This is a genomic window from Cryptosporangium sp. NPDC051539 (assembly GCF_044454545.1).
Taxonomy (GTDB): Bacteria; Actinomycetota; Actinomycetes; order Mycobacteriales; family Cryptosporangiaceae; genus Cryptosporangium.
The window spans coordinates 43,082-67,047 of the sequence record NZ_JBITDV010000003.1 but is presented as its reverse complement, the minus strand read 5'-3'; the positions used below and the strand labels follow the sequence as shown (position 1 = coordinate 67,047).

The 23,966-nt window shown below is 71.0% G+C and carries 18 protein-coding genes and 1 pseudogene; 10 read left to right on the top strand and 9 right to left on the bottom strand.

The features are described from left to right. Window positions 1–28: 28 nt before the first annotated feature. The 3 genes from ACIBZJ_RS10590 to ACIBZJ_RS10580 all read right to left on the bottom strand — a co-directional run bounded on the left by ACIBZJ_RS10590 (window position 29) and on the right by ACIBZJ_RS10580 (window position 7,236). Window positions 29–2,866 (bottom strand): AAA family ATPase, encoded by a 2,838-nt coding sequence (locus tag ACIBZJ_RS10590; protein WP_395927912.1) that lies wholly within the window; start codon window positions 2,864–2,866, stop codon window positions 29–31. 1,670 nt (window positions 2,867–4,536) lie between these two features. Further along, on the bottom strand, window positions 4,537–6,588 hold the full coding sequence (locus tag ACIBZJ_RS10585; RefSeq protein ID WP_395927910.1) for an NAD(+) synthase: 2,052 nt from the start codon (window positions 6,586–6,588) through the stop codon (window positions 4,537–4,539). Window positions 6,589–6,600: 12 nt separating this feature from the next. Beyond that, on the bottom strand, window positions 6,601–7,236 hold the full coding sequence (locus ACIBZJ_RS10580; RefSeq protein WP_395927908.1) for a TetR/AcrR family transcriptional regulator: 636 nt from the start codon (window positions 7,234–7,236) through the stop codon (window positions 6,601–6,603). A gap of 71 nt (window positions 7,237–7,307) precedes the next feature. On the opposite strand from ACIBZJ_RS10580, the gene ACIBZJ_RS10575 reads away from it, so the two are divergent. After that, complete coding sequence (locus ACIBZJ_RS10575; RefSeq protein ID WP_395927906.1) at window positions 7,308–8,783, top strand: flavin-containing monooxygenase; 1,476 nt, start codon at window positions 7,308–7,310, stop codon at window positions 8,781–8,783. Here ACIBZJ_RS10575 and ACIBZJ_RS10570 read toward each other — a convergent pair. Next, window positions 8,776–9,687 carry a hypothetical protein gene (locus ACIBZJ_RS10570; protein WP_395927904.1) on the bottom strand — a complete coding sequence of 304 codons (912 nt, stop codon included), beginning with the start codon at window positions 9,685–9,687 and terminating at the stop codon, window positions 8,776–8,778. The two genes, ACIBZJ_RS10575 and ACIBZJ_RS10570, sit on opposite strands and share 8 nt — an antisense overlap. A gap of 133 nt (window positions 9,688–9,820) precedes the next feature. On the opposite strand from ACIBZJ_RS10570, the gene ACIBZJ_RS10565 reads away from it, so the two are divergent. Both ACIBZJ_RS10565 and ACIBZJ_RS10560 read left to right on the top strand, forming a co-directional pair. Then, on the top strand, window positions 9,821–11,128 hold the full coding sequence (locus tag ACIBZJ_RS10565) for a M20/M25/M40 family metallo-hydrolase (protein ID WP_395927902.1): 1,308 nt from the start codon (window positions 9,821–9,823) through the stop codon (window positions 11,126–11,128). A 13-nt stretch (window positions 11,129–11,141) separates the two neighbouring features. Then, on the top strand, window positions 11,142–11,852 hold the full coding sequence (locus ACIBZJ_RS10560; protein WP_395927900.1) for a hypothetical protein: 711 nt from the start codon (window positions 11,142–11,144) through the stop codon (window positions 11,850–11,852). Here the strand turns inward: ACIBZJ_RS10560 and ACIBZJ_RS10555 are convergent, their stop codons facing one another. Together ACIBZJ_RS10555 and ACIBZJ_RS10550 are read right to left on the bottom strand one after the other, a co-directional pair. Beyond that, the gene (locus tag ACIBZJ_RS10555) at window positions 11,853–12,056 is read right to left on the bottom strand and encodes a DUF5703 family protein (RefSeq protein ID WP_395927898.1); all 204 of its coding nucleotides are present in this window, start codon (window positions 12,054–12,056) and stop codon (window positions 11,853–11,855) included. Window positions 12,057–12,096: 40 nt separating this feature from the next. Then, complete coding sequence (locus tag ACIBZJ_RS10550) at window positions 12,097–13,065, bottom strand: aldo/keto reductase (protein ID WP_395927896.1); 969 nt, start codon at window positions 13,063–13,065, stop codon at window positions 12,097–12,099. Window positions 13,066–13,155: 90 nt separating this feature from the next. Here ACIBZJ_RS10550 and ACIBZJ_RS10545 point away from each other — a divergent pair, with 90 nt between their 5' ends. From ACIBZJ_RS10545 to ACIBZJ_RS10520, 6 genes and pseudogenes are all read left to right on the top strand, one after another. Next, window positions 13,156–14,220, top strand: a complete 1,065-nt coding sequence (locus tag ACIBZJ_RS10545) for an LLM class F420-dependent oxidoreductase (protein WP_395927894.1) — start codon at window positions 13,156–13,158, stop codon at window positions 14,218–14,220. Continuing rightward, the gene (locus tag ACIBZJ_RS10540) at window positions 14,217–15,053 is read left to right on the top strand and encodes an undecaprenyl-diphosphate phosphatase (RefSeq protein ID WP_395927892.1); all 837 of its coding nucleotides are present in this window, start codon (window positions 14,217–14,219) and stop codon (window positions 15,051–15,053) included. Before ACIBZJ_RS10545 ends, ACIBZJ_RS10540 begins: the two co-directional genes overlap by 4 nt. 41 nt (window positions 15,054–15,094) lie before the next feature. Further along, a complete protein-coding gene (locus ACIBZJ_RS10535) occupies window positions 15,095–15,808 on the top strand; it encodes a histidine phosphatase family protein (RefSeq protein WP_395927890.1) in 714 nt (237 codons plus the stop codon). Window positions 15,809–15,860: 52 nt separating this feature from the next. Continuing rightward, complete coding sequence (locus ACIBZJ_RS10530) at window positions 15,861–16,388, top strand: DUF3090 family protein (protein WP_395927888.1); 528 nt, start codon at window positions 15,861–15,863, stop codon at window positions 16,386–16,388. 101 nt (window positions 16,389–16,489) lie between these two features. Then, window positions 16,490–17,287 carry an SCO1664 family protein gene (locus ACIBZJ_RS10525; RefSeq protein WP_395929078.1) on the top strand — a complete coding sequence of 266 codons (798 nt, stop codon included), beginning with the start codon at window positions 16,490–16,492 and terminating at the stop codon, window positions 17,285–17,287. 118 nt (window positions 17,288–17,405) lie between these two features. Next, window positions 17,406–17,759, top strand: a pseudogene (locus tag ACIBZJ_RS10520) (LysR family substrate-binding domain-containing protein); the annotation flags it as partial. On the opposite strand, the gene ACIBZJ_RS10515 reads toward ACIBZJ_RS10520, so the two are convergent. Beyond that, complete coding sequence (locus ACIBZJ_RS10515) at window positions 17,756–19,195, bottom strand: amidohydrolase family protein (RefSeq protein ID WP_395927885.1); 1,440 nt, start codon at window positions 19,193–19,195, stop codon at window positions 17,756–17,758. The pseudogene ACIBZJ_RS10520 and the gene ACIBZJ_RS10515 sit on opposite strands and share 4 nt — an antisense overlap. 176 nt (window positions 19,196–19,371) lie before the next feature. On the opposite strand from ACIBZJ_RS10515, the gene mshC reads away from it, so the two are divergent. Then, complete coding sequence (mshC, locus tag ACIBZJ_RS10510; protein WP_395927883.1) at window positions 19,372–20,595, top strand: cysteine--1-D-myo-inosityl 2-amino-2-deoxy-alpha-D-glucopyranoside ligase; 1,224 nt, start codon at window positions 19,372–19,374, stop codon at window positions 20,593–20,595. 73 nt (window positions 20,596–20,668) lie between these two features. Here the strand turns inward: mshC and ACIBZJ_RS10505 are convergent, their stop codons facing one another. Further along, window positions 20,669–23,185, bottom strand: a complete 2,517-nt coding sequence (locus ACIBZJ_RS10505) for an FtsX-like permease family protein (RefSeq protein WP_395927881.1) — start codon at window positions 23,183–23,185, stop codon at window positions 20,669–20,671. After that, window positions 23,185–23,925 carry an ABC transporter ATP-binding protein gene (locus tag ACIBZJ_RS10500; RefSeq protein WP_395927879.1) on the bottom strand — a complete coding sequence of 247 codons (741 nt, stop codon included), beginning with the start codon at window positions 23,923–23,925 and terminating at the stop codon, window positions 23,185–23,187. Before ACIBZJ_RS10500 ends, ACIBZJ_RS10505 begins: the two co-directional genes overlap by 1 nt. Between the last annotated feature and the right edge of the window lie 41 nt (window positions 23,926–23,966).

Sequence of the window (23,966 nt, the reverse complement as noted above, 5' to 3'; positions counted from 1 at the left end):
CGGCTGATTCGTGTGCGGAGGAAGGCGGTTACTCGGACCGGCGGGCGGCTTCGCGCGCCAGGTCGATCCGGGACCGCAGGTCGAGCTTGCTCAGGATGTGCGAGACGTGGGTGCTGACCGTCCGCGGCGAGAGGAACAGCTGCGCGGCGATCTGCGGGTTCGACATCCCCTGCACGACCAGGTCGGCGATCTTCGCCTCGGTCGGCGTGAGGCTGTCCCACCCCGAGCGGACCTGGCGGTGTTTGACCCGCGGGGCCCGCCGGATGCCGTACTCGCGGAACCGGTTCTGCAGCCGCGCCGCGTCCCAGTGGGCTTCCAGCATGTGGTAGCCGTCGAGTGCGCGGCTGAAGGCGTTCCGGGCCTCGGCCCGTTCGCCGAGCTCGGCGAACAGCCCCGCGGCGGCTTCCAGCGCGGTGGCCCGGCGGAGCGGACGCCCGCCGGCCAGATAGCGCTCGGCCGCCTGGAGCAGCAGGTGCGGGTCGCGCTCGAGGAGCCCCCGGCAGTACGACGCGGTGCCGACCCGGTGCGGGATCGCGGCCCGCCCGACGGCCTCCTCGGCCAGCCGGAGCACGTGCGCCGCGCTCTCGTGGTCGTTCTGCTCGAGCGCGAGGCGCATCGCGTCGGGGACGAGCTCTTCCATCTCGTCGAGTTCGTCGACCTCACCGGTGAGGTTGGTGAGGAGCGCGGCGAGGGCCTGGTCGGGCCTGCCTTCCTGTTCGAAGCGGAGCGAACGGGCCTGCGCCAGCGACGCCAGGACGCGTTGCCCCAGCGTCTCGGCGTGCGACTCGGACTTGGCCAGGTTGACCAGGCCGTCCTCGGTGTCGCCCCGGTGCAGCAGGATCGCGGCGGCCATGCCCCGGTTGTGACAGGCCGACGCCTGGTCCCACGCCTCGTCCGGCACCGCGGCGACGCTCGCCAGCGCGTCGTCCCACTGGCCGTTCTCGAAGTAGAGCTCGCAGAGCGCGGTGTGGGCCTGGGCCAGCCGGATCGCCGAACCGACGCGGGTGGCCGCGTCGCGGACCTCGCGCGCGGACTCCAGTGCCTCGGGATACCGGTCGAGGTCGCCGAGCGCGACGGCCCGGTTGACCTGCACCAGCAGGCGCAGGTCGGTCAGCGACAGCTCATCGGTGGTGACCGCGATGGCCTGGTCGAACAGGGGGATGCTCTCGGCCGCGTCGCCGCGGGTCACGGTGGTGACGCAGAGCAGGTGCAGCGCCCAGGCCAGCGCCCATCGGTCATTGGACTCCAGCGCGAACTCGCGCGCCTCTTCACCGGCCTTGGACGCCAGCTCGAGCTGGCCGATCATCCGGTGCGCGCGGCCGACCGGAATCAGCAGCCGGGCCCGGTGGCGCGCGGTGAGCTGCGGGTTGGCCAGTGCCTTGTAGAGCACTTCGAGCGCGTTCGCGGTCTCGCCGGACTGCATCTGGGCCTGGCAGCTGATCCAGTGCAGCTCCACCATCAGGTCGGGATCGGTGACCCGGTCGAGCGCGGCGGTGGTGACGCCGATCGCCTCGGCGGCCTTGCCGGTGCGGTAGAGCGCGTCGGCGAACAGCGCGGAGAGCACGGTGTTGGACGGGCGCACCGGCCAGCCGGACGTCGCCCGCCGGAGCAGGTCGACCGCGGCCTGCGGTGCCTGGCCGACGAGTGCCGGACCAGCCTCGACCAGCCAGTCCTGCACCCACGGGTCGAGCGGGCCGAGGCGCGGGCCGGACGGGTCGTCGGCCGAGAGCAGCTGCCTGGCCACCCGGTCGACCGGGGCGTGGGCGGCAGCCAGCGCGCGGCCGGCGTCGCGGTGCAGCGCCGAGCGGACGGACGCGGGCAGCTCTTCGTAGAGCGCGGTCCGGATCAGCGGGTGCCGGAACCCGAGGCCGTCGGGGGTGTCGGCGAGGACGCCGGCCGCGATCGCCTCCTGCAGCGACGGCAGCAGGTCGGTGACGCTCTGCTTGAGCACGAGCGCGAGGTCGTCGACCGCGAACCGGACTCCGAGCAGGGCGGCGGCCCGGAGCACGCCGCGCACCTGTTCGGACAGGAAGCCGAGCCGGTCGGCGATCGCCGCGGTCAGCGTCTGGGGCGCCGAGTCGGAGACGACGTCGACCGTGCCGGGTTCGGTCTCGGTCAGGAAAGCACCACGGCTGAGCGCGCCGATGAGCTCGGTGAGGTAGAGCGGGTTGCCTGCGGCGCCGTCGGCCAGCCGGGCCAGCCCGGCGCCGGGGCGGGCGCCGGTCAGGCTGGTCAGCAGCGCGGTGACGTCGGACCCACCCAGCGGGCCGAGCCGGACCAGCTCGCTCGCGTCGACCGTGCGGCGCAGTGCGCGGAGGCTGTCGCCCTGCGGCGTCGGGCGGGCGAGACCGAGGAGGAACAGCGGCAGGGGCAGCGGCAGCTGACGGGCCGCCCGGGCGAGCCGGCCCCACAGCGCCACCGACGTCGGGTCGCCCCACTGCAGGTCGTCGATCACGATCATCGTCGGCGACTGTTCGCAGAGCTGCTCGATCAGCGCGAACAGGTGCTCGGACGCGGCGGTGACGACGTCGACCGCGGTCGCCGCGGACAGGTCACCCCTTAACAGCCGGAGCACCGCGCGCCGGCGCGGGTCGGTAGTGGACTCGCGGACCTCGAGCGCGTCGAGGAACGGGATCAGCGGCAGGGCCTGGCCCAGCTCGTCGCCCGCTCCCCGGTAGACGGTGAACCCCGCCTCGGCGGCCTGGAGCGACACGGTGCGCATCAAAGTGGATTTGCCGATGCCGGCCTCGCCGTCGATCAGCACCGCGCGGCCCTCACCGGCCATGCAACCGGTGATCCACCGGTCGAACTTCGCGATCTCCAGGTCACGCCCGATCAACGAGCCGGGAACCGGAGAGATCGTCACGAAGTCAGGATAGATGTTGGACGGAGAGTGAACAAGTGACTCACGCCCTTCAGCGAGTGAACAACTGAGCTCACTCAGACTGACACTACCCCATACCGTGCGGAGTTCACGATTCCGGGCCAGTCGGAAATGCATTCCGGAATTGCCGCCCAGGCCCGCCGACGGCCGATGGCCGGCGCCGGGGTGACCGCTGGGTCGTACTTTAAGAGAACCACCTATTTACCTTAAGAAGGTTGCCATTACGTTCGGCTGTGGAATGGTTACTCACGTCCTCGGAATTGCTCGGGAACACGACGCGTCGAGCATCTTGCGAAACCCCTAGGGCACCCGAATCAAAATCGGTTCCCCCTCAAGGAGTAATCATGCGGATCGGTCGTCTCATCGCAGCTGCTGCCACTGCAATCACGCTCGCCACGGTTGCCTTCCTTGCCGGCGGCGGCGGCGCTGCGGTCGCCTCTGGAATGATGCACCCCTGATCTTCGTTCCCATTCGATGCCGAATTCTTTCGGTCTGATGTCGAGGAGTAGTGCCATGCAGCACGGCTGACCATTCCTGGTCTTTCACGGTCCCTTTTCCTACGGAGCAGTTTCCTCGTCGACCGCGCCTTCCGCGCCGGACCGGCCCCTCGCGGCCCTGGTGGAACGACACGGTCACCCCCGCTCGCTGGACGTTCGCCACAGCAGCGGGTCCCGAACGGCCGTCAACGCCGTTCGCAGACGTCCCGTCTCGCCGGGCTACGACCCCGAACATCCTGATCAGCAGGTATGGCGGTCGGCCCGGCGAGGGCGGGGACGTCGGAGCAAGCGCACGACATCGAGCTCACCGCGCGCCGCCGGCTCTCACTCGTGACACTCGGCCCGGCGCGCCGGCAACAGGCCCCGGCCGACGACCCGTTCCGGTCTTCCGGAACGCGTGCTCGTCGGCCGGGGCCTTTTCGTGTCCGCGCCGGCTCCCGGCCGTCGTCCGCCCCGTTCCGGCCGCGGCTGCACAATGCCGCCGCAATGCCTGTGCGGCACCTTTCCGGCGAGCCGGGCCGCTGGGGTGTCCTCTCCTGCGCGTGTTCGTCCGAAGCCTTCTGCGGCCTTTTCAGGGCCGCTCCCGGCCGCGCGTAACCAGAAATGGTCGACGCCATTCTTCGGCCTTTGTGTGAGGGTGCCCGGTACCGCTCGCGGATATTTGAGCAGACTTTTGAATCCGGTTGCGAACAGGCCTCTACTCTCCGGTACGGTTCGGAGGCGGGCGCGGTGCCGCCCGAAAAACTGCATCGGCACTACTGAACGAAACCCGTCAGTATTAAGGACAGATAAGGTTGGGCCCTGGATCGCAATTCTTGAACACAATTCAAAGCCGAATAAATTTAAAATCGCATTTAAAATACCGGCTTTGAAAAAGTCGGCAGAAAGCCCTTGGCCGAACGTGCCGATTGGGGCTTCTGCGGTGTTCTCCACGTGGGCCGAGACGGCCCGACTTCAACTCTGCGTGACTATCCGAGAGTCCACTTTAGTACCTCGCGCGTTCGGTGCGGCATTCACGTCGACTCACGCGCAGCACGCCGACGTGGGAAAACTGCGACGGATCGTGATCGGATCAGCCGATTGGGCCACGTGAAGTGCCTACATCGGACGATGACGACCCGGACGTGAATGCCGCGGACCGGTACGTTCGGACAGCTAGAACTCCGGAACGTCCCGGTGGAGCTCGTCCAGCCAGGTCCGGGCGGACGCGTCGGACGGGGCCCGCCAGTCTCCGCGGGGTGACAGCGACCCGCCGGCCGAGACCTTCGGCCCGTTCGGCATCGCGGAGCGCTTGAACTGGCTGAACGCGTAGAAGCGGGCGACGAACACCTCGAGCCAGTGCCGGATCTGCGCCAGGTCGTAGGCGTTGCGGCTCTCCTGGGGGTAGTTCGGCGGCCACTCGCCGGCCGCGACGTCGCGCCAGGCGTGCAGCGCCAGGAACGCGATCCTCGCCGGGCCGAAGCCGTAGCGCAGGACGTGGAACAGCGAGAAGTCCTGCAGCGCGTACGGACCGATCTTGGCCTCGGTGCTCTGCGGGGTCTCGCCCTCGCGGGTCGGCACCAGCTCCGGGGTGATCTCGGTGTCGAGCACCGCCTGCAGCACCTTGCCGACCTCGTCGTCGAACTGGTGCGACGCGATGACCCAGCGGATCAGGTGCTGCATCAGCGTCTTCGGGACGCCCGCGTTGACGTTGTAGTGCGACATCTGATCGCCGACGCCGTACGTCGACCAGCCCAGCGCGAGCTCGGAGAGATCTCCGGTGCCCAGCACGATGCCGTTGCGCTGGTTCGCCGCCCGGAACAGGTAGTCGGTGCGCAGCCCGGCCTGGATGTTCTCGAACGTGACGTCGTAGACCTCTTCGCCGCGCGAGTACGGGTGCCCGAGGTCGGACAGCATCTGGTTGGCGGCCGGCCGGATGTCGATCGTCTCGAACGTGACGCCGAGGGTCTCGGCCAGCCGCTCGGCGTTGTTGCGGGTGTGGTCGCTGGTCGCGAACCCGGGCAGCGTGAACGCGAGGATGTCGCTGCGCGGGCGGCCCTCCCGGTCCATCGCTTTCGCCGCGACGATCAGGGCGTGCGTCGAGTCCAGGCCCCCGGACACGCCGATCACGACCTTCGGCTGCCCGATCGCCCGCAGCCGCTGCTCCAGGCCGGAGACCTGGATGTTGTAGGCCTCGTAGCAGTCCTGCTCCAGCCGGGAGGCGTCGGCGGGCACGAACGGGTACCGCGCGAGCGGGCGCCGCAGCCCGATGTCGCCCGCCGGCGGCCGGGCGGTGAACTCGATCTGCCGGTAACCCTCGAGCCGGGCGGCGTGGTGGCGGCGGTTGTCGTCGAACGTCCCCATGCGCAGTCGTTCGGCGCGGATCAGGTCGAGGTCGACGTCGGCGATCGCGTGGCGTTCGCCGCGCGGGAACCGCTCGGTCTCGGCCAGCAGGACGCCGTTCTCGTAGATCATCGTCTGCCCGTCCCAGGACAGGTCGGTCGACGATTCACCCTCGCCGGCGGCCGCGTAGAGATAGGCCGCCAGGCAGCGCGAGGACGCCGACCGGCAGAGCAGCCGCCGGTCGTCGGCGCGGCCGATCGTGATCGGGCTGCCGGAGAGGTTCACCAGCACGGTGGCCCCGGCCAGCGCCGCCTCGGCGCTCGGCGGGATCGGCACCCACATGTCCTCGCAGATCTCCACGTGCAGCGTGAAGCCGGGCACGTCGACCGCGGTGAACAGCAGATCCGGGCCGAACGGGACGTCGTACCCCGCGGCGCCGCCCAGCCGGATCGTCCCGGTGACGTCGTCGCCGGGCGCGGTCTGCCGCCGCTCGTAGAACTCGCGGTAGGTCGGCAGGTACGACTTCGGGGCGACGCCGAGGACGCGGCCGCGGTGGACGACGACCGCGGTGTTGTAGAGCCGGTGCCGGTACCGCAGCGGCGCGCCGACGACCAGTACCGGCAGCAGGTCTGCGGACGCGGCCACGATCGTGGCCAGCGCGGTCTCCACCGCGTCCAGCAGCGTGTCTTGCAGGAGCAGGTCTTCGATCGAATAGCCGGACAGCGTCAGCTCGGGGAAGACCACCAGGCCGACGCCCTCGCCGGCGCACTCGCGCGCGGCCTCGAGCACGGACGCGGCGTTGGCCACCGGGTCGGCGATCGCGGTCTTCAGCGCGCTGGTCGCGACTCGGAAGAAGCCCTGGTCGTAAACGGAGTAGAAGTCCATCGCGGCCCAGTCTTACAGACGCCCCTGATAGATCGCCGCGAGCCACACGCCGAGCAGCACGTCCACCACGTCCGGGCCGGCGATCGCCGGTTCGAGGCCGCCGAACGTCCCGTGGATCACCCGCTCGTTCATCGCGGTGAGCGCGATCGCCAGGTCGCGAGCCGGGGGAGCGGTGGGACCGGCCGGGGCCGCGCCGCGGGCCCGCTCGGACTCGATCGCGAGCTGTGTCCGGCTGACCCAGCCCTCGACGATCCCGGCCCAGAGCGCGCCGACCTCCGCGCTGGTGGTGCGGGCCTGGGCGGCGGCCAGCGCGACCGACCGGTGGGCGGAGAACGTCTCGTAGAACGTCCGGATCGCGGCCCGCCAGAGCGCCCGGGGGTCGTCGGTCGTCGAGTGTTCGAGCGCATCGGTCGCTCCGGCGTGCGCCTCGAGGCCGACCCGGTCGAGCAACGACAACAGCACCGCTTCTTTGGACGCGAAGTAGAAGTAGAACGTCGGGCGCGAGATACCGGCACCACGGGCCAGGTCGTCGATCGAGATCTCGGCGAACGGGCGCTCGCCGAGCAGGCGTTCGGCGGTGGCCAGGATCGCGGACTCGCGCTCGTCGCCGGACGGCCGCGCCTTCCGTCGTCCTCGGGACGTCTGCATACCGGGCACCTTACTCGACGACCTGTCGAGGTTCTCGACACGGTGTTGAGAGCGTTGCTACGGTCGTGTCCATGGAGCACGTCGATGTGTTGATCGTCGGAGCCGGGCTGTCCGGGGTCGGGGCCGCCTGCCATCTCAAGGCGCTCATGCCGGACAAGACGTTCACGATCCTCGAGTCGCGCGACGCGATCGGCGGCACCTGGGACCTGTTCCGCTACCCCGGCGTCCGCTCCGACTCGGACATGTTCACGCTCGGGTACTCGTTCCGGCCCTGGACGAGCCGGAAGGGCATCGCCGACGGCGCGACGATCCTGGAGTACGTACGGGAGACCGCGCGGGCGTTCGGCGTCGACCGGAAGATCCGGTTCCACCATCGCGTGGTCAGTGCCGACTGGTCGTCGGAGACCGCGCAATGGACGGTGGTCGCGGACCACCGGGGCGAGACCGTCACGATGACGTGCTCGTTCCTGTACTTCTGCTCCGGCTACTACCGCTACGACGAGGGCTTCACCCCCGACTTCCCGGGCGTCGGTGACTACCGTGGCCGGGTCGTCCACCCGCAGCACTGGCCGGACGACCTCGACTACACCGGCCGGCGGATCGTCGTCGTCGGCAGCGGCGCGACCGCGGTGACGCTCGTGCCCGCGCTGGCCCGGAAAGCCGGGCACGTGACGATGGTGCAGCGCTCGCCGAGCTACGTCGCCACGCTGCCGACCGTCGACCCGATCGCGGCCCGGCTGCGCAAGCGGCTGAGCCCGGAACGCGCCTACCCGGTCATCCGGTGGAAGAACGTGCTGTTCACGACGCTGAGCTACCAGCTCAGCCGCCGCCGCCCCGAGCTGATGAAGAAGCTGCTGCGCTCCGGCGCGCTGCGGCAGCTCCCGCGCGACTACGACGTCGACACCCACTTCGGGCCCCGGTACGACCCGTGGGACCAGCGGCTCTGCTTGTCTCCCGACGGCGACCTGTTCGAGGCGATCCGAGCCGGGACCGCCTCGGTGGAGACCGACCGGATCGAGACGTTCACCGAGTCCGGCCTCCGGCTGGCGTCCGGAAAGGAACTCGAGGCCGACGTCGTGGTCACCGCGACCGGGCTGAACCTGCTGTTCCTGGGCGGTGCGACGCTGCGCGTCGACGGGGTGGAGCCGGTGCCGTCCGAGCTGGTCGCCTACAAGGGCATGATGCTCTCCGGCATCCCGAACTTCGCGCTCACGGTCGGGTACACGAATGCGTCGTGGACGCTCAAGGCCGATCTGGTCGCGCGGTACGTGACCCGGCTGCTGCGCTATCTGGACGAGCACGGCTACGCGGTGTGCACCCCGGTGTCGCCGCCGGTGTCGCCGGACGCCCCGCCGCTGATCGACCTGAAGTCCGGCTACATCCTGCGCAGCGCCGACGACCTGCCCCGGCAGGGCCCGGCCGCGCCGTGGCGGCTCCACCAGAACTATCCGCGGGACGTGATGATGCTGCGCCACGGCAAGGTCGACGACGGGGCGCTGCGGTTCTCCCGTGCGCCGGCCGGCACACGGGAGACCACGCTCAGCTGACGTCGATCGTCAGCCGGGGGACGAACAGCGCGTCCACCCCGACCCGGAACGCGTCGCTGCCGTAGATGAAGCTGCCGTCCGCGCCGCCGGTGTTGTTGCTGTTGCGGTAGAGCCACAACCGCAGCCTGCCCTCGGGGTTGCTCGCCGGGATGTTCCTCAGCAGGCCCGGGGAGTCGACGCCGTCGCCGTTCCAGTCGCCGACGATCGGAACCTCCCGGATGCGCGACGCGGTCGCACCGAACGGGAAGTTCGTGTCCGGCGAGCCGCCCGACAGCACGTCGTTGATCTGCATCCACTGCTTGCCGCGCACGATGCCGGCCGTGTCGGCCCCGTCGCCGTTCCAGTCGCCGACGACCGGCGTGTCACCGAGGTGGCCGTAGGCGAACGTGACCGTCGGCGAGGACGCGGTGAGGTCGAGCCGGATGGTCCACCGCAGCGTCCCGGTGGTGTCGGCGATCACGTAGCCGACCTCGTAGGCGTCGTCCGAGGGATCGAAGTTGCCGGCGATCGGCGTCCCGCGCAGGATCTCGGTCAGCCCCGGCTGGCCGAACGTGAACGAGCGGTCCGAAGGACCGGCGCTGTTCGCGTTGCGCAGGAACCAGGTGAACGTGTTCGCGTTGCCGTCGGCCCTGGCGATGCCGACCGTCTCCGAGCCGTCACCGTTCCAGTCACCGACGACCGGGACGTCGAGGGCGCTGCCACGCCGGCCGAAGCTGAACGACCGGTCGGCCGAGCCTCCGGAGGGTGTGTCCTTCTCGTACCAGAGGCCCCGGTCGTAGACGACCGGTCCGCTCGGGCCGTCCGGCGTCGCTGCCGACGCCGCCGGAGGCGCGGCCACCGCCGCGGTGACCAGCCCGGCCGCACAGACTGCGGCGGCGAGAGTCCGCCGCAATTTAGTAGTCATATCCCCACCTAGACGTTGGTTTGTGCAGTGCGTGAGCCGGTGTATCCCGATACCGAGAGTGATTCCCAGTCACGGTCCGCATCCGGACAGGTCTGTAACAGCGTGTCTTCGGCCGGACTGGTATCAAGGGCGCATGAGCCCCAACGCCGAAGACGAGGTAGTAGACCTCGCGCGGGACCTGATCCGGATCGACACCACGAATACCGGGGAGACCGCGACCAGCGCGGGGGAGAGGGCCGCGGCCGAGTACGTCGCCGCGAAGCTCGACGAGGTCGGCATCGCCGCCGAGATCTACGAGAGCGAGCCCGGCCGGGCCACCGTCGTGGCGCGCATCGAGGGATCCGACCCCGACCGCGGCGGCCTGGTACTGCACGGTCATCTGGACGTCGTTCCCGCGAACGCCGCCGACTGGGCCGTCGATCCGTTCTCGGGCGAGCTGCGTGACGGCTACCTCTGGGGCCGGGGCGCCGTCGACATGAAGGACATGGACGCGATGATCCTGGCGGTCGTGCGCCGCTGGGCCCGGGAGGGGATCAGGCCGCCGCGCGACATCACGCTCGCGTTCTTCGCCGACGAGGAGGCCGGCAGCACGCACGGCGCGCACTGGATGGTCGACCATCACCCGCAGTGGTTCGAGGGCTGCACCGAAGCGGTCAGCGAGGTCGGTGGGTTCTCGCTCACGGTGACCGACGACCTGCGGCTGTACCTGGTCGAGACGGCCGAGAAGGGCATCGAGTGGCTCCGGCTGACCGCCACCGGCAAGGCCGGCCACGGCTCGTTCACCCACGAGGACAACGCGATCACCACGCTGTCCGAGGCGGTGTCCCGGATCGGGCGGCACCGGTTCCCGCTCGTCCTCACCGACACCGTCCGGCGCTTCCTCGACGAGGCGAGCGACGCCCTGGGCATCGAGCTCGACCCGGACGAGCCCGAGCAGGTCATCGCGAAGCTCGGCCCGATCGCCCGCATCATCGGCGCGACGCTGCGCAACACCGCGAACCCGACGATGCTCGACGCCGGCTACAAGGTGAACGTCATACCCGGGCAGGCCACCGCGGCGATCGACGGCCGGGTGCTCCCCGGCCAGGAGCAGGAGTTCCTGGCGACGATCCGCGAGCTGGCCGGTCCGGACGTCACGGTCGAACCGACGATGGAGCAGATCCCGCTGGAGACGACGTTCGACGGCGCCCTCGTCGACGCGATGGCCGACGCGCTGCGGCACGAGGACCCGGGTGCTCGCGCGGTCCCGTACATGTTGTCCGGTGGCACCGATGGCAAGGCGTTGTCGCGTCTGGGCATTCGATGCTTCGGATTCGCCCCGCTGCGGCTGCCCGCCGATCTCGATTTCGCCTCGCTGTTCCATGGTGTCGACGAGCGCGTGCCGGTCGACGGCCTACAGTTCGGTGTGCGTGTGCTCGATCGGTTCTTGTCGCGTAGCTGAGGAGCCCCAGGCGATGTCTACGGAAGCTCAGATCGACGCGGCGCTCGACGCAGTCGTGGTCGCCGCCCGGCACCACCGCACCGTGCTGCAGGCCGGTGCGGCGGAGGAACAGGTCTGGCGCGCCTACGTCGCACTGAACAACGCGACCGTGCGGTACGACGACCTGATCAGCGACGTCTACGACGAGGTCACCCCGTGGGACTGCGAGTACCTCGAGACCGACGAGGCCGTGGCGGCGGCGTCGGCCGGCGGCAGCGTGCCGACCGGCAGCGCTCCGGTCGGTGACGGTGCGCTGATGGTCTCGGTGCGGCACCGCCGTGACTACGTGATCCCGGAGCCGTCCCGGCTGCTCGCACTGGCCACCGAGACCCGCCGGACGTCGTGGGCCACTGTCGATTCCACTCATGCCGCGCGGCCGGTCACCGACCTCGGCGAGGCCGTGAACGAGCTGGTCCAGGCCGGCGACGGCACGGTGGCCGCGCTCGACGCCTACCCGGAAGACCTGGTGCCCGGTAACGGCGTCCTGCTCGTGAACGCGGTCCGGCGTCCGCTCACGTTCTCCGACGGTCCCGACGGCGCCGACCCGTTGCTGCTCGGCCCGGACGAGGAGCAGCTCTACCGGATGGACGAGGAGATCGTCGACGAAGACACGGTGGAACCGGTCAGCGACTACCCGGCGCCGCGGGGCCCGCTCGTCGATCCCACCGCCAGCAGCCTCTGGTAGTTACGTCGCCAGTGCCGGGGCGGCGGTGCTGTCGGGCCGCCGCCGCCGGCGAAGGACGACCTTCCGGGTGCCGTCGGGGTACAGCCGGACGCGCGCCAGCTCCCAGCCGCCGTACTCGGCCCGGATCGTCAACTCCACCTGTGCCGACACCCGGTCGGTGCCGGGCGGCAACCGCAGTGGCGCGTACTCGTAATCTGGGGGCACCTAGCCATAGTGCCTCAATCCTCGCGGCGAGGCCCTGAACTCAACCACCGTCACGTTCCGGGTACCCGAATTCGGGCGCGGAGACGTCGTCGAGTGCCCGCCGGATCTCGGCCGGGAGGGTGAGCGCCTCGGTCTGCAGCGACTGCGTCAGCTGGCCGACCGTTCGCGCACCGACGACCGGCGCGGCCACGCCCGGCCGGTCCCGGATCCACGCCAGCGACACGGTGAGCGGCGAGACGCCGAGCCCGTCGGCGGCCGTCGCCACCGCTTCGACGACCCGGGCCGAGCGGTGGTCGAGGAAGCGCCCGATGAACCGCTCGAAGTGCGGCGAGGCGCCGCGGGAATCGGCCGGTGTCCCGTGCCGGTACTTGCCGGTGAGCACCCCGCGGCCCAGCGGCGACCAGGGCAGCAGCCCGATCCCGAGATCCAGTGCGGCCGGCACGACCTCCCGCTCGACCCCCCGCTCCAGCAGCGAGTACTCCACCTGCGTCGAGATCAGCCGCGGCCGGCCGTGGGCCAGCTGCCAGGTCGCGGCCTTCGCGGTCTGCCACCCGGTGTAGTTCGACATGCCCACGTACCGCGCCCGCCCGGTGCTCACCGCGATGTCGACCGCGGAGAGCGTCTCCTCCAGCGGTGTGTGCGGATCCCAGGCGTGCAGCTGCCAGAGGTCGACGTGGTCGGTGCCCAGCCGGGCCAGCGAGGCGTCCAGCGCCGACAGCAGGTGCCCGCGCGACGCGTCCCGCCTGCGCAGCGCGGGTACCGCGACGGCTTTGGTCGCGATCTGCACCGCGGACCGCGGCACGACCGGCCCGAGCAGCTCGCCGAGGATCTCTTCGGCCCGGCCGTCGGCGTAGACGTCCGCCGTGTCGACCAGGGTTCCCCCGGCGTCGGTGAACGCCTTCAACTGCTCGGCGGCGTCGTCCGCTTCGGTGTCTCGCCCCCAGGACATGGTTCCCAGCGCGAGGCGGGACACCATCAGCCCGCTGTGGCCGAGGGCACGCAGTTCCATGGCAGCGGACGCTACCGTCGCCCCGGCCCACACCCGAGCACCGACCCGCCGTTACGCTGCGGCCTGACCTCATCCAGACGGGAGTATCAGGTGAAACTCGGGGTGAATCTCGGGTACTGGGGCGCCGGTAACGATGCGGCGAACCTGGCTCTGGCCCGGGAGGCGGACCGGCTCGGCTGGTCCTCGGTCTGGGTGGCCGAGGCCTACGGTTCCGACGCCGCCACGGTGATGGCCTGGGTCGCGGCGCAGACCGAGCGGATCGACGTCGGATCGGCCGTGCTCCAGATCCCGGCCCGAACGCCGGCGATGACCGCGATGACGGCCGCGACGCTCGACACGCTCTCCGGCGGCCGGTTCCGGCTCGGCCTGGGGGTCTCCGGTCCTCAGGTGTCCGAGGGCTGGCACGGCGTCCGCTTCGACAAACCGCTGGGCCGGACGCGGGAGTACGTCGACATCGTCCGGATGGCCCTGGAGCGCAAGCGACGGGTGAAATACGACGGCGCGCATTACCGGCTGCCGCTGCCGGACGGGCCGGGCAAGGCCCTGATGCTCACCGTGCACCCGGTGCGGGACTACATCCCCACCTACCTCGCCGCGGTCGGGCCGAAGAACCTGGAGCTCGCCGGCGAGATCGCCGACGGTCTGCTGGCGATCTTCTTCTCGACCGACTTCGGGCCCGAGCAGCTCGAGATCGTCGCGCGCGGCCGGGAGAAGGCCGGGAAGACGATGGACGGGTTCGACGTCGTCGCGACCGTGCCGGTCGTCGTCGGGGACGACCCTCTCGAGTGCGCGCGGGCGGTCCGCGGTTACACCGCGCTCTACGTGGGCGGGATGGGCAGCCGGGAGAAGAACTTCTACAACCGGCTCGCGGTGCGGATGGGTTACGCCGACGCGGCGGCCGAGGTGCAGGACAAGTACCTGCGGCGCGACTACGAGGGCGCGATGGCCGCGCTGCCGTTCGAGTTCCTCGACCGGACCGCGCTGCTCGGCCCGGTCGACCGGATCGCCACCGGCCTGCGGGCGCTGGCCGACGCCGGTGTCACGACGGTCGCGGTCGCGGCTTTCCCCGGGAAACTCTCCGGGCTCCAGACTCTGCAGGCCGTGGACGAGGCTTACCGCCTCGCCGGATTCTCGAAGGACGCCCCGGCTCAGTGAACATCTTCGAAGCTGTCCTCCTCGGCGCCGTCGAGGGGTTCACCGAGTTCCTCCCCATCTCCAGCACCGGGCACCTGACGATCCTGGAGAAGCTGCTCGGCTACCGCATCGACGACCCGGACATCACCGCGTTCACGGTGATCATCCAGTCCGGTGCGGTGCTCGCGACGATCATCTTCCTGCGCGACACGATCTACCGGATCATCGTCGGGTTCTTCGCCGGGCTGTTCGGCAAGCGGCCGAAGAGCGATCAGGACTTCCGGCTCGGCGTCGCGGTGATCGTCGGTTCGATCCCGATCATCATCGTCGGGCTGCTCTTCCAGGACGCGATCGAGACGACGCTGCGCAGTCTGTGGTTCGTCGGCGCGGCGCTGATCCTCTTCAGCGGTGTGATGTGGTTCGCCGACCGGGCGGCCACCCAGCGTCGCCACGAGGAGCACATCACCTGGAAGGACACGCTGATCATGGGCGTGGCCCAGTGCGCGGCGCTGATCCCCGGCATCTCCCGGTCGGGCGCGACGATGTCGGCCGGTCTGCTGCGCGACATCGACCGGGTGACGATCACCAAGCTCTCGTTCCTGCTCTCGATCCCGGCGCTGACCGGCGCGAGCATCCTGCAGGGCGTCACCGAGTACGACCGGATCTCCGGTGGTGTCGGCTGGCCGGCCACGATCGTGGCGACGCTCGTCAGCTTCGTCGTCGGCTACGTCTCGGTGTCGTGGCTGCTGAAGTTCATCGCGAAGCACAGCTACACGGTCTTCATCATCTACCGGGTGATCCTCGGCACGATCGTGCTCCTGCTGGTCGGAACCGGCGTCATCTCCGCGACGTAGGGTTGGGCCTTCTGCTGTGCTGACGGGATGAGGTTGGACGTATGCCGACGCTGGTGCTGCTGCGGCACGGACGGAGCACCGCGAACACCAGTGGCGTGCTCGCCGGCTGGTCGCCGGACGTCAACCTCGACGACCACGGCCGCACGCAGGCCGACGCGGTCGCGGAGCGGCTGCGGCCGGTGCCGCTGGCCGCGATCGTCTCCAGCCCGCTCGACCGGTGCCAGCAGACGCTGGCGCCGGTCTGGGCCGACCGCGACCTCCCACCGGTCGTCGACGACCGGTTCGGGGAGTGCCGCTACGGCGACTGGACCGGCCGCAAGATCAACGACCTGGTGAAGGAACCGCTCTGGAAGGTCGTCCAGCAGCACCCGTCGGCCGCGGTGTTCCCGGGACCGGAGGGCGAGGGGCTCGCCGCGACCCAGGCGCGTGCGGTCGCGGCGGTCCGCGAGTGGGACGCCCGGGTCGAGGCGTCGCACGGCAAGGACGCGGTCTGGCTCGCGTGCAGCCACGGCGACGTGATCAAGGCGATCCTCGCCGACGCCTACGGAATGCACCTCGATCTGTTCCAGCGGATCGTCGTCGACCCGTGCTCGGTGAGCATCGTCCGGTACTCCGAAACCCGGCCGTTCGTGGTCCGGGTGAACGACATCGGCGGCGACCTGACCGGGTTGCTCCCGGCCCCGAAATCGCCCGGTAACGCGGACGAAGCCGACGCCTCGGACGCCGTCGTGGGCGGTGGCGCGGGCACCTCCTGACCGGGGGACCTCGTGGAGGCGGTACGCGTCAGGACCGCGTAGGGTCGGAGGTATGGCAGGTCAGGTTCACGCGTTCGAACGCCCCGAGAGGTTCGTCGCCGGCACGGTCGGAGAGCCCGGCGACCGCACGTTCTACCTGCAGGCCACCGATCAGAGCCGCACCGTCAGCGTCGTGCTCGAGAAGACTCAGGTGGCGCTGCTGGCCGAGCGTCTCGTCGAACTGCTCGACGAAGCACAGCGCCGGCTCGGCGCCGAAACCGGCGACGAGCCGGACGACGTCGACACCGAGCCGCTCGATGCACCGGTCGAAGAAGAATTCCGGGTCGGCACCCTGTCGCTGGCGTGGGACGCCGAGTCGTCCACGGTCATCGTCGAAGCCACCGCGCAGGCCGACGACGAGGAAGCACCCGAGGACGACCTCGACAGTCTCCGTGTCCGGCTGACCGCTGCCGAGACCCGGGCGTTCGTCGCCCGCGCGGTCCGGGTCGTGGCCGCCGGGCGTCCGCCGTGCCCGCTCTGCGGGTTGCCGCTGGAGGCCGGCGGGCACGTGTGCCCGCGTTCGAACGGGTACCGGCGCTGAGCACTGCGAGGCGGTCGGAGGCGGGTCGGTCGGGCGCGAGTCGGCGGGAGCCGGAGCAGCCCGAGGCAGAGCGGCCCGACGGGGAGCGGCCCGACGCGGGGGTGCTCGATCCGGCGGAGGCGCTCGTCCTGCTGGCCACCGGTGAGATGCAGATCGAGGGGCGTCTGGTCGACGCCAGCAACGCGACGCTGCTCGCGTCGGTCACTGCCGACGGGCTCACCGCGGCCTGCGTGTACAAGCCGGTGCGGGGCGAGCGTCCGCTCTGGGACTTCCCGGACGGCACGCTGGCCGGCCGCGAGGTCTCGGCGTACCTGGTCGACCAGGCGCTGGGCTGGGATCTGGTGCCGCCGACGCTGCTGCGCGACGGGCCGTTCGGGCCGGGGATGTGCCAGCTCTGGATCGAGTCGGAGCCGCTCGAGGAGCTCGTCGATCTGCTGCCGGAGAATCGCGTCCCCACCGGGTGGTTCCCGGTCTTCGGCGGCGTCGACGGCGGCGGCCGGGACGTCGTGGTCGCGCACGCCGACGACGTGCGGCTGCGGCGGCTGGCAGTGCTGGACGCGGTCACCAACAACGCCGACCGCAAGGGCGGGCACCTGCTGCTCACGGCCGAGGGCCACCTGTACGGCGTCGATCACGGCCTGTGCTTCCACGAGGAGAACAAGCTGCGGACGCTGCTCTGGGGCTGGGGCGGCGAGCCGCTCGCCGACGACGAGGTCGCGGCGCTGACCCGGCTGCGCGGCGAGCTCGCCGACGGTGAGCCGCTGGAGCAGGCGCTGTCCGAGCACCTCACGGTCACCGAGGTCCGCACCACGATCCGCCGCGTCGAACGCCTGCTCCGCACCGGCCGCCTCCCGAACCCCTCGGGCCACCGCCACGCCGTCCCGTGGCCTCCGTTCTAGCCGGGGTAGGCGGTGGAGACGCTCAGGTGCTCCCAGGTCGTCAGGTCGTCGGCTTGCCGGGTCTGATGGGCGCGGAGGGCGTCGACGGCGTCCCGGCCCAGGGGCAGCCGCGCGCACCACACTGCGGCTGGCCGATCTCGCCGACGAGCCCTGGGTCCTGACGCCCCGCGATTCCTGGCTGCCCTGGCACCAGAGGTACGACGCCGAGTACGCGGCCGCCGGCTACGAACCCCGGGTGGTGGCCGAGGGCAGCAGCGTGCAGAACCTGCTGGCGCTGGTCGCGGCCGGGGTCGGGGTGACCCGGCTGGCGGCGTCGTCGCGGAGCCTCCGGGGGAGCGGCGTGGTGTACGTGCCGCTGGAGGGCGCGGTCGCCGAGACGGTCGTGACCTGGCGCCACGAGACGCCGCTGATCCGCAACGTGGTGTCCGTGGCCGCGGACCTCGCCGCGACCACGGACCTCACCCGGGACTAGTTTCCGTGCGTCGAGCTGCTGCGGTAGTCGGTGTAGGTGTACGGGTTGTCCAGAACCTTGGTCTCCGGGACGTCGGGGTTCATGCCGGCGGCCCAGGCCTCCTGGCCCAGCGCACCCTGCAGGTACTCGACCGTGTTCTCGATCGCGGCCTTCGCCGCGCCCAGGTCGATCCCGACGAGCTTCCCGTCGTGCTTCACGACCTTCCCGTCGACGACGACGGTGTGGACGTCGCCTCGCTGGGCCTGGAACGCGACGTGGCCGTACGGGTTGAGGATCGGGAACATCACCGGTGAGTTGTCGTTCTTGATCAGCACGACATCGGCCTTCTTGCCGGGCGCCAGCTGACCGACGTGGTCCAGGCCGAGCGCGGCCGCCCCGCCCCGGGTCGCGTACTCGACGACCTGGTCCGCGCGCAGGTTGGCGTGGGTGACCGTGTCGCCGACCTTGTGCGCCTCGAGGTGTTCGCGGGAGCGGTCGGCACCGAGCGTCGCGCGCATGGCCGAGAACAGGTCGCCGCTCCACCAGACGCTGGTGTCCATCGACAGCGACACCGGGATGTTGTGCTTGCGCAGCGCCCAGGTGGGCGGGTAGCCCTGGCCGCAGCTCTGCTCGCTCTCGGTGGAGACCGACACCGAGCCGCCGGTCGCCGCGATCCGCTGGTACGAGTCGTCGGAGAGCGTCGCGGCGTGCACGTAGACCGTGCCCGGCGTCATGAAGCCGTTCTCGTACATCAGCCGGATGCCGTCGTCGTTGGTCGCGCCCCAGACCCCGGCGTGCGTCGTCACCGAGGCGCCCAGGTCGCGAGCGACCTCGAACGCGGCCTTCTCCGGGAACGCCGGGTCGCCGGTGACGTCGAACGCCATCTGGAAGCCGATCATGTCTTTCTTGCCCATCCGGCGGCTGACGAAGTCCCGGAACTCCGGCGTGGTGGCCCACTCCCAGGCGCCGGCCTGGATGTTGCCGTAGGCGAAGACGAACCGGCCCGGGACCGCTTCGAGCGCGTCGACGGCGGCGTCCGCGTGCTGGGTCGTGTGGTTGTTGTGCGACCAGTCGACGGTGGTCGTGACCCCGGCGTCCAGTGCCTCGATCGCGGAGAGCAGGTTGCCCGCGTAGATGTCCTCGGGCCGGAACGTCTTGCCGTGCTGCAGGTAGTAGAAAACGAAGTACTGGGTGAGCGTCCAGTCGGCGCCGTAACCGCGCATCGCGGTCTGCCACATGTGGCGGTGCGTGTCGATCATGCCGGGCATGACGATGCCGCCGGTGGCGTCGATCTCGGCGGTGCCGTCCGGCACGGTCAGCGACGGGCCGATGGCCTCGATCGTGTCGCCGACGACGAGCACGTCGGTGTTCGTCAGCACCGACTTCGCCGTGTCCATCGGCAGCACGGTGCCGCCTCGCAGCACGATCGGCCGTCCGGGCTGGAATTCATCGCTCATGAACTCGACTCCTTCGTCGCGTACAGTGTTTACGGACGGCTGTCCGCAGAGTGGGCGCGGCCGTGTGGGGGCAACACTCGTTCCGTGCGCTCCCGGTGTCAAGAGTCAACGCTTGACGGACGGTTGTCCGCACAGCGGACAACGCTATCCGGCCGCAGGGCAGATACGCTCGGCTCATGCAGAGCTGGCCGCATCCTGACGTCCCCGTCCTCCCCGGAACCGGCATCCCCCTGCGGCTGTACGACTCGGCGGCGCGCGAGGTGCGTGTCACCGCGCCCGGCCCGACCGCCCGAATGTACGTCTGCGGCATCACGCCGTACGACGCCACACACCTCGGTCACGCGGCGACCTACCTCGCGTTCGACCTCGTCAACCGGGTCTGGCGCGACGGCGGGCACGAGGTGGCGTACGTCCAGAACGTGACCGACGTCGACGATCCGCTGTTCGAGCGGGCCGAGCGCGACCGCGAAGACTGGATCGTGCTCGGCATGCGCGAGACCGCGTTGTTCCGCGAGGACATGACCGCGCTGCGGGTGATCCCGCCCGCGCACTACGTCGGGGTCGTCGAGGCGGTGGAGGAGATCGCCGAACTGGTCGAGAAGCTCGTGTCGCTCGGCGTCGCCTACCGGCTGGAGGACGGGTCCGGTGACGTCTACCAGGACCTGTCGAGCGCCGGCCGATTCGGGTACGAGTCCGGGTACGACGCCGGGACGATGCTGAAGTTCTTCGCCGAGCGGGGTGGAGACCCGTCGCGGCCCGGAAAGCGCAACGCGCTCGACCCGCTGATCTGGCGGGGCGCCCGGGAGGGCGAGCCGCGCTGGCCGTCGCCGGTCGGGCCGGGGCGTCCGGGCTGGCACGTGGAGTGCGCGGCGATCGCGGTGAACCGGCTCGGCATGGAGATCGACGTGCAGGGCGGTGGGTCCGACCTGATCTTCCCGCACCACGAGATGTCGGCGGTGCACGCCGAGGCGGCGGCCGACCAGTGGCCGTTCGCGCGGCACTACGTGCACGCCGGGATGATCGGCCTGGACGGCGAGAAGATGTCGAAGTCGCGCGGGAACCTGGTGTTCGTGTCGCGGCTGCGCGGCGATCGGGTCGATCCGATGGCCATCCGCCTGGCCCTGCTGTCCGGCCACTACCGGTCCGACCGCTCGTGGACCGCCGCGGTGCTGGACGAGGCCCAGGAACGGCTGGCCCGGTGGCGCGACGCGGTCGCGCGGGCTGCCGGCCCGTCGGCGGTGGAGCTCCTGGCGGCCGTCCGCGACCGCCTCTCCGACGACCTGGACACGCCCGGGGCACTGCGGGCCGTCGACGACTGGGCGGCGGCCACCGGCACCGAACCCGCCGCTCCCGCGCTCGCGCGTTCGACCGTCGACGCCCTGCTGGGGGTCGCGCTCTGACCAGCGCTCCCCGTGCGCCGGAACGAAGGTTCCGACACACGGGGAGCGCAAGGGCGCACGGGGAGCGCCGCGGTCAGGCGGTGGCCAGGGCCTCCACCGGAGCGGTCCTGGACGCCCGCCGGGCCGGCGGGAGAGCCGCCAGCACGCCGATCACGGCCGCTCCGAGCAGGACGAACACGATCGACAGCACGGGGACGCCGATCTGCAGGCCGTCCTGCCCGCCGAACGCGGCCAGCGTGCCCGCGATCCCCAGGCCGATCCCGAGCACGGTGCCCAGCACCGCCGCGAGCAGGGCCATGATCGCGCCTTCGAGCGTGAGCGTCGCGTAGAGCTGGCCCCGGGTGAGCCCGAGCGCCCGCAGTACCGCGATCTCGCGGCGCCGCTCCAGCACCGAGAGCGTCAGCGTGATCATCACGCCCAGTACGGCGACGATCAGGCCCATCCCGATCAGCAGCCCGCCGACCGCCAGGTAGCCGCTGACCTCGGACTTCAACTCGTCGAGCGACGAGGCCAGGTCCGCCACGTCGACGTCGGGCAGGTCGGCGATCGTGGTGTCGATCGCGGACCGGGCGTCGGCCGCGTCCACGCCGGGCTCGCCCCAGAGCAGGATGCCGGTGGAGGCGCTCTTGCCGTACCAGCGGTCGAAGTCGGCCGGGTCGAACGTGATCGGCCCGAACGGCGAACTGTAGTCACCGGTGACGACCGCGGCGACCCGGAGCGTGGTGTTCCCGACCCGCACGGTGTCACCCGCCCGGACCCCGCCGAGACTGGCCTTCGCGGCCTTGGTCGTGACGACGACGGTCCCCGGGCCGAAGTTCGCCAGGCTGCCCGACGTCACGAACTTCGACGGCAGGTGCGCCCGCAGGTCGTCCGGGGAGAGCGAGACACCGGTCAGCCCGGCGGTCGCGCCGCGCGCCTCGATCTTCTCGATGTCCTTCGAGCGGACCGGCACCGGCTTCTGCAGCTCGGGTTTCCCGCTCAGCGTTTTCGCGAGCCCGGCGGGCAGCGGGGTGTAGCTGCCGTCGGTCGACGGCGACACGCTGGTGAGCGTGTAGTCGGCCGGATAGCCGGCGGTGAGTTCGGCGTTCGCGGTCTTCTCCAGCGACGCGAACCCGACCAGCATGACGGTCGCGAGACCGATGCCGATCGTCAGCGCGTTCGTGACGGCGGCGGTCCGGCGGGGGTGCCGGGCGCCGTTCGCGGCGGCCAGGTGCCCGGCGGCTCCGGCCAGGCGTCCGGGGAAGCCGACCACGCGCACCAGCGGGCCGACGACGACCGGGCCGAGGGCGAGGAGCGCGAGCATGACCAGGAAGCCGCCGCCGATGCCGGCGTACGCGTCGTGCCGGGCGCCCGAGTACCAGGCCAGCGCCGCCCCCGTGGCCAGCAGGGCGACACCGGTGCCGGCCCGCAGCCACCCGATCCGCTTGTCGTCGATCAGTTCCGGCTGGTCACTCAGCGCCCGCACCGGCGCGACCCGGGTCGCCGACCAGGCCGGCAGCACCGCGGCCAGCAGCGACACGCTCAGACCCACCACCAGCGCGACCAGGGCCGCGGTCGGCGAGAACGTCACCGCCAGGCTGTCCGGCGCGACGCCGGTGGCGCGGGCCCCGATCGCGGCCGCCGTCGCCAGCGCCTGCCCGGCCACGTATCCGCCGATCGCGGCGGCGATGCCGACCGCCGCCGCCTCGACGATCGCGGCTCGGAACACCTGGCCCCGGCTCGCACCGACGCACCGGACCAGCGCGAGCTCGCGCTGCCGCTGGGCCAGCACGATGCCGAACGCGTTGTAGGCGACGGCCAGCGCGACCACGACCGCGACCCAGGCGAACAGCTGCAGCCCGCGGATGACGTCGGTGATCCCGCCGCCGAGTTTGTTCGAGGCCAGCTCGTCGGCGTACTCGGCCCCGGAGATGACCTGGGCCTTGCTGCCCAGCGCCGTGGCCACCGCGTCGGGCGTGACCGTGCCCTTGACGTCGAGCGCGTACCAGCCCCGCTCCTCGTTCGTTTGGAGCAGCGACGAATAGTCGGCCGGGAGCAGCCCGGCGGCGCCGTCGGCGACCGGGCTCTCGACCGTGCCGGTGATCGTGAAGTCGTGCTTGCCCCGGGCGGTGTCGAGGACCAGGACGTGCGCCCCGGGCTCGAGGTCCTGGTCCTTCGCCAGCTTCTCCGGGACGACCAGCTCGCCGGCCTTCGTCGGGTACGACCCGGCGGTCAGGTCGCGGTCGCTGAAGTCGGGGTCCACCGGCGCCACGAACGCGGTGAGCGTCGGTTCGCCCGGCGCCCGCACGACCTTGCCGTCCGGCCGCAGCAGCGTGATCGTGCCGAAGTCGATCCGCGGCTGGACGGCGGTCACGCCCGGAAGTTTCCGCACGGCCTGGACGTCCGCGTCCGTGAGCCGGTCCTGGGTCGCGGTTGCCCGGGCGGCGACGTGCTCGGCCTGAGCGGCGGTCTCCTGGTAGACGGCCGTCCGGATGGCGTCCCCCAGAGTGAAGGTCGCGGCGATGAACGCGACGGCGGCCGCCACCGCGAGCGAAACGAGCAACAGGGATCCGAACTGGTACCGGACCCGGGTGAGTGCGACACGCAGCATCAGGCGGCCCGCGTCTCGAGAGAGCCGACGCGCTCGAGCACCGTCTCCGGCGTGGGATGGGTCAGCCGGTCGACGATCACGCCGTCGGCGAGGAACACGACCTGGTCGGCGTAGCTGGCCGCCTTGGGGTCGTGGGTCACCATCACGACGGTCTGCCCGAGCTCCCGCACGCTGGCCCGCAGCAGGCTCAGGACCTCGGCCCCGGCGCGCGAGTCCAGGTTTCCGGTCGGCTCGTCCGCGAACACCACGGCCGGCTGGGTGATCAGCGCGCGTGCGCACGCGACCCGCTGCTGCTGTCCTCCGGACAGCTGGTTCGGCCGATGGTGCATCCGGTCGGCGAGCCCGAGCAGGTCGATCACCCGGTCCAGCCAGTCCCGATCCGGACGCCGGCCGGCCAGCCGCAGCGGCAGCAGGATGTTCTCGGCCGCGGAGAGCGTCGGGAGCAGGTTGAACGACTGGAACACGAAGCCGACGGCGTCCCGGCGCAGGCGGGTCAAGCGGCCGTCCCTCAATCCGCCCAGCTCCGCGTCGCCGATGCGCACCTGACCGCTGCTCGCGCGGTCGAGGCCGGCCAGGCAGTGCAGCAACGTCGACTTGCCGGAGCCCGACGGACCCATGATCGCGAGGAACTGGCCGCGGTGCACGGTCAGCGAGACTCCGCGGAGCGCGCTGACCCGGGTATTGCCGCTGCCGTACGTCTTCGTGAGATCCGTTGCCGTGACTGCCGGGGTTGTGGTCATGGCACTGACGCTAGGAAATCCGCGGTGGTGAATCGTCTGGC

Coding starts and splice junctions, on each gene's coding strand:
- ACIBZJ_RS10585 (WP_395927910.1), bottom strand. CDS start 6,588: ATGGACTTCTACTCCGTTTACGACCAGGGCTTCTTCCGAGTCGCGACC.
- ACIBZJ_RS10580 (WP_395927908.1), bottom strand. CDS start 7,236: ATGCAGACGTCCCGAGGACGACGGAAGGCGCGGCCGTCCGGCGACGAG.
- ACIBZJ_RS10575 (WP_395927906.1), top strand. CDS start 7,308: ATGGAGCACGTCGATGTGTTGATCGTCGGAGCCGGGCTGTCCGGGGTC.
- ACIBZJ_RS10570 (WP_395927904.1), bottom strand. CDS start 9,687: ATGACTACTAAATTGCGGCGGACTCTCGCCGCCGCAGTCTGTGCGGCC.
- ACIBZJ_RS10565 (WP_395927902.1), top strand. CDS start 9,821: ATGAGCCCCAACGCCGAAGACGAGGTAGTAGACCTCGCGCGGGACCTG.
- ACIBZJ_RS10560 (WP_395927900.1), top strand. CDS start 11,142: ATGTCTACGGAAGCTCAGATCGACGCGGCGCTCGACGCAGTCGTGGTC.
- ACIBZJ_RS10550 (WP_395927896.1), bottom strand. CDS start 13,065: ATGGAACTGCGTGCCCTCGGCCACAGCGGGCTGATGGTGTCCCGCCTC.
- ACIBZJ_RS10535 (WP_395927890.1), top strand. CDS start 15,095: ATGCCGACGCTGGTGCTGCTGCGGCACGGACGGAGCACCGCGAACACC.
- ACIBZJ_RS10530 (WP_395927888.1), top strand. CDS start 15,861: ATGGCAGGTCAGGTTCACGCGTTCGAACGCCCCGAGAGGTTCGTCGCC.
- ACIBZJ_RS10515 (WP_395927885.1), bottom strand. CDS start 19,195: ATGAGCGATGAATTCCAGCCCGGACGGCCGATCGTGCTGCGAGGCGGC.
- mshC (WP_395927883.1), top strand. CDS start 19,372: ATGCAGAGCTGGCCGCATCCTGACGTCCCCGTCCTCCCCGGAACCGGC.
- ACIBZJ_RS10505 (WP_395927881.1), bottom strand. CDS start 23,185: ATGCTGCGTGTCGCACTCACCCGGGTCCGGTACCAGTTCGGATCCCTG.
- ACIBZJ_RS10500 (WP_395927879.1), bottom strand. CDS start 23,925: ATGACCACAACCCCGGCAGTCACGGCAACGGATCTCACGAAGACGTAC.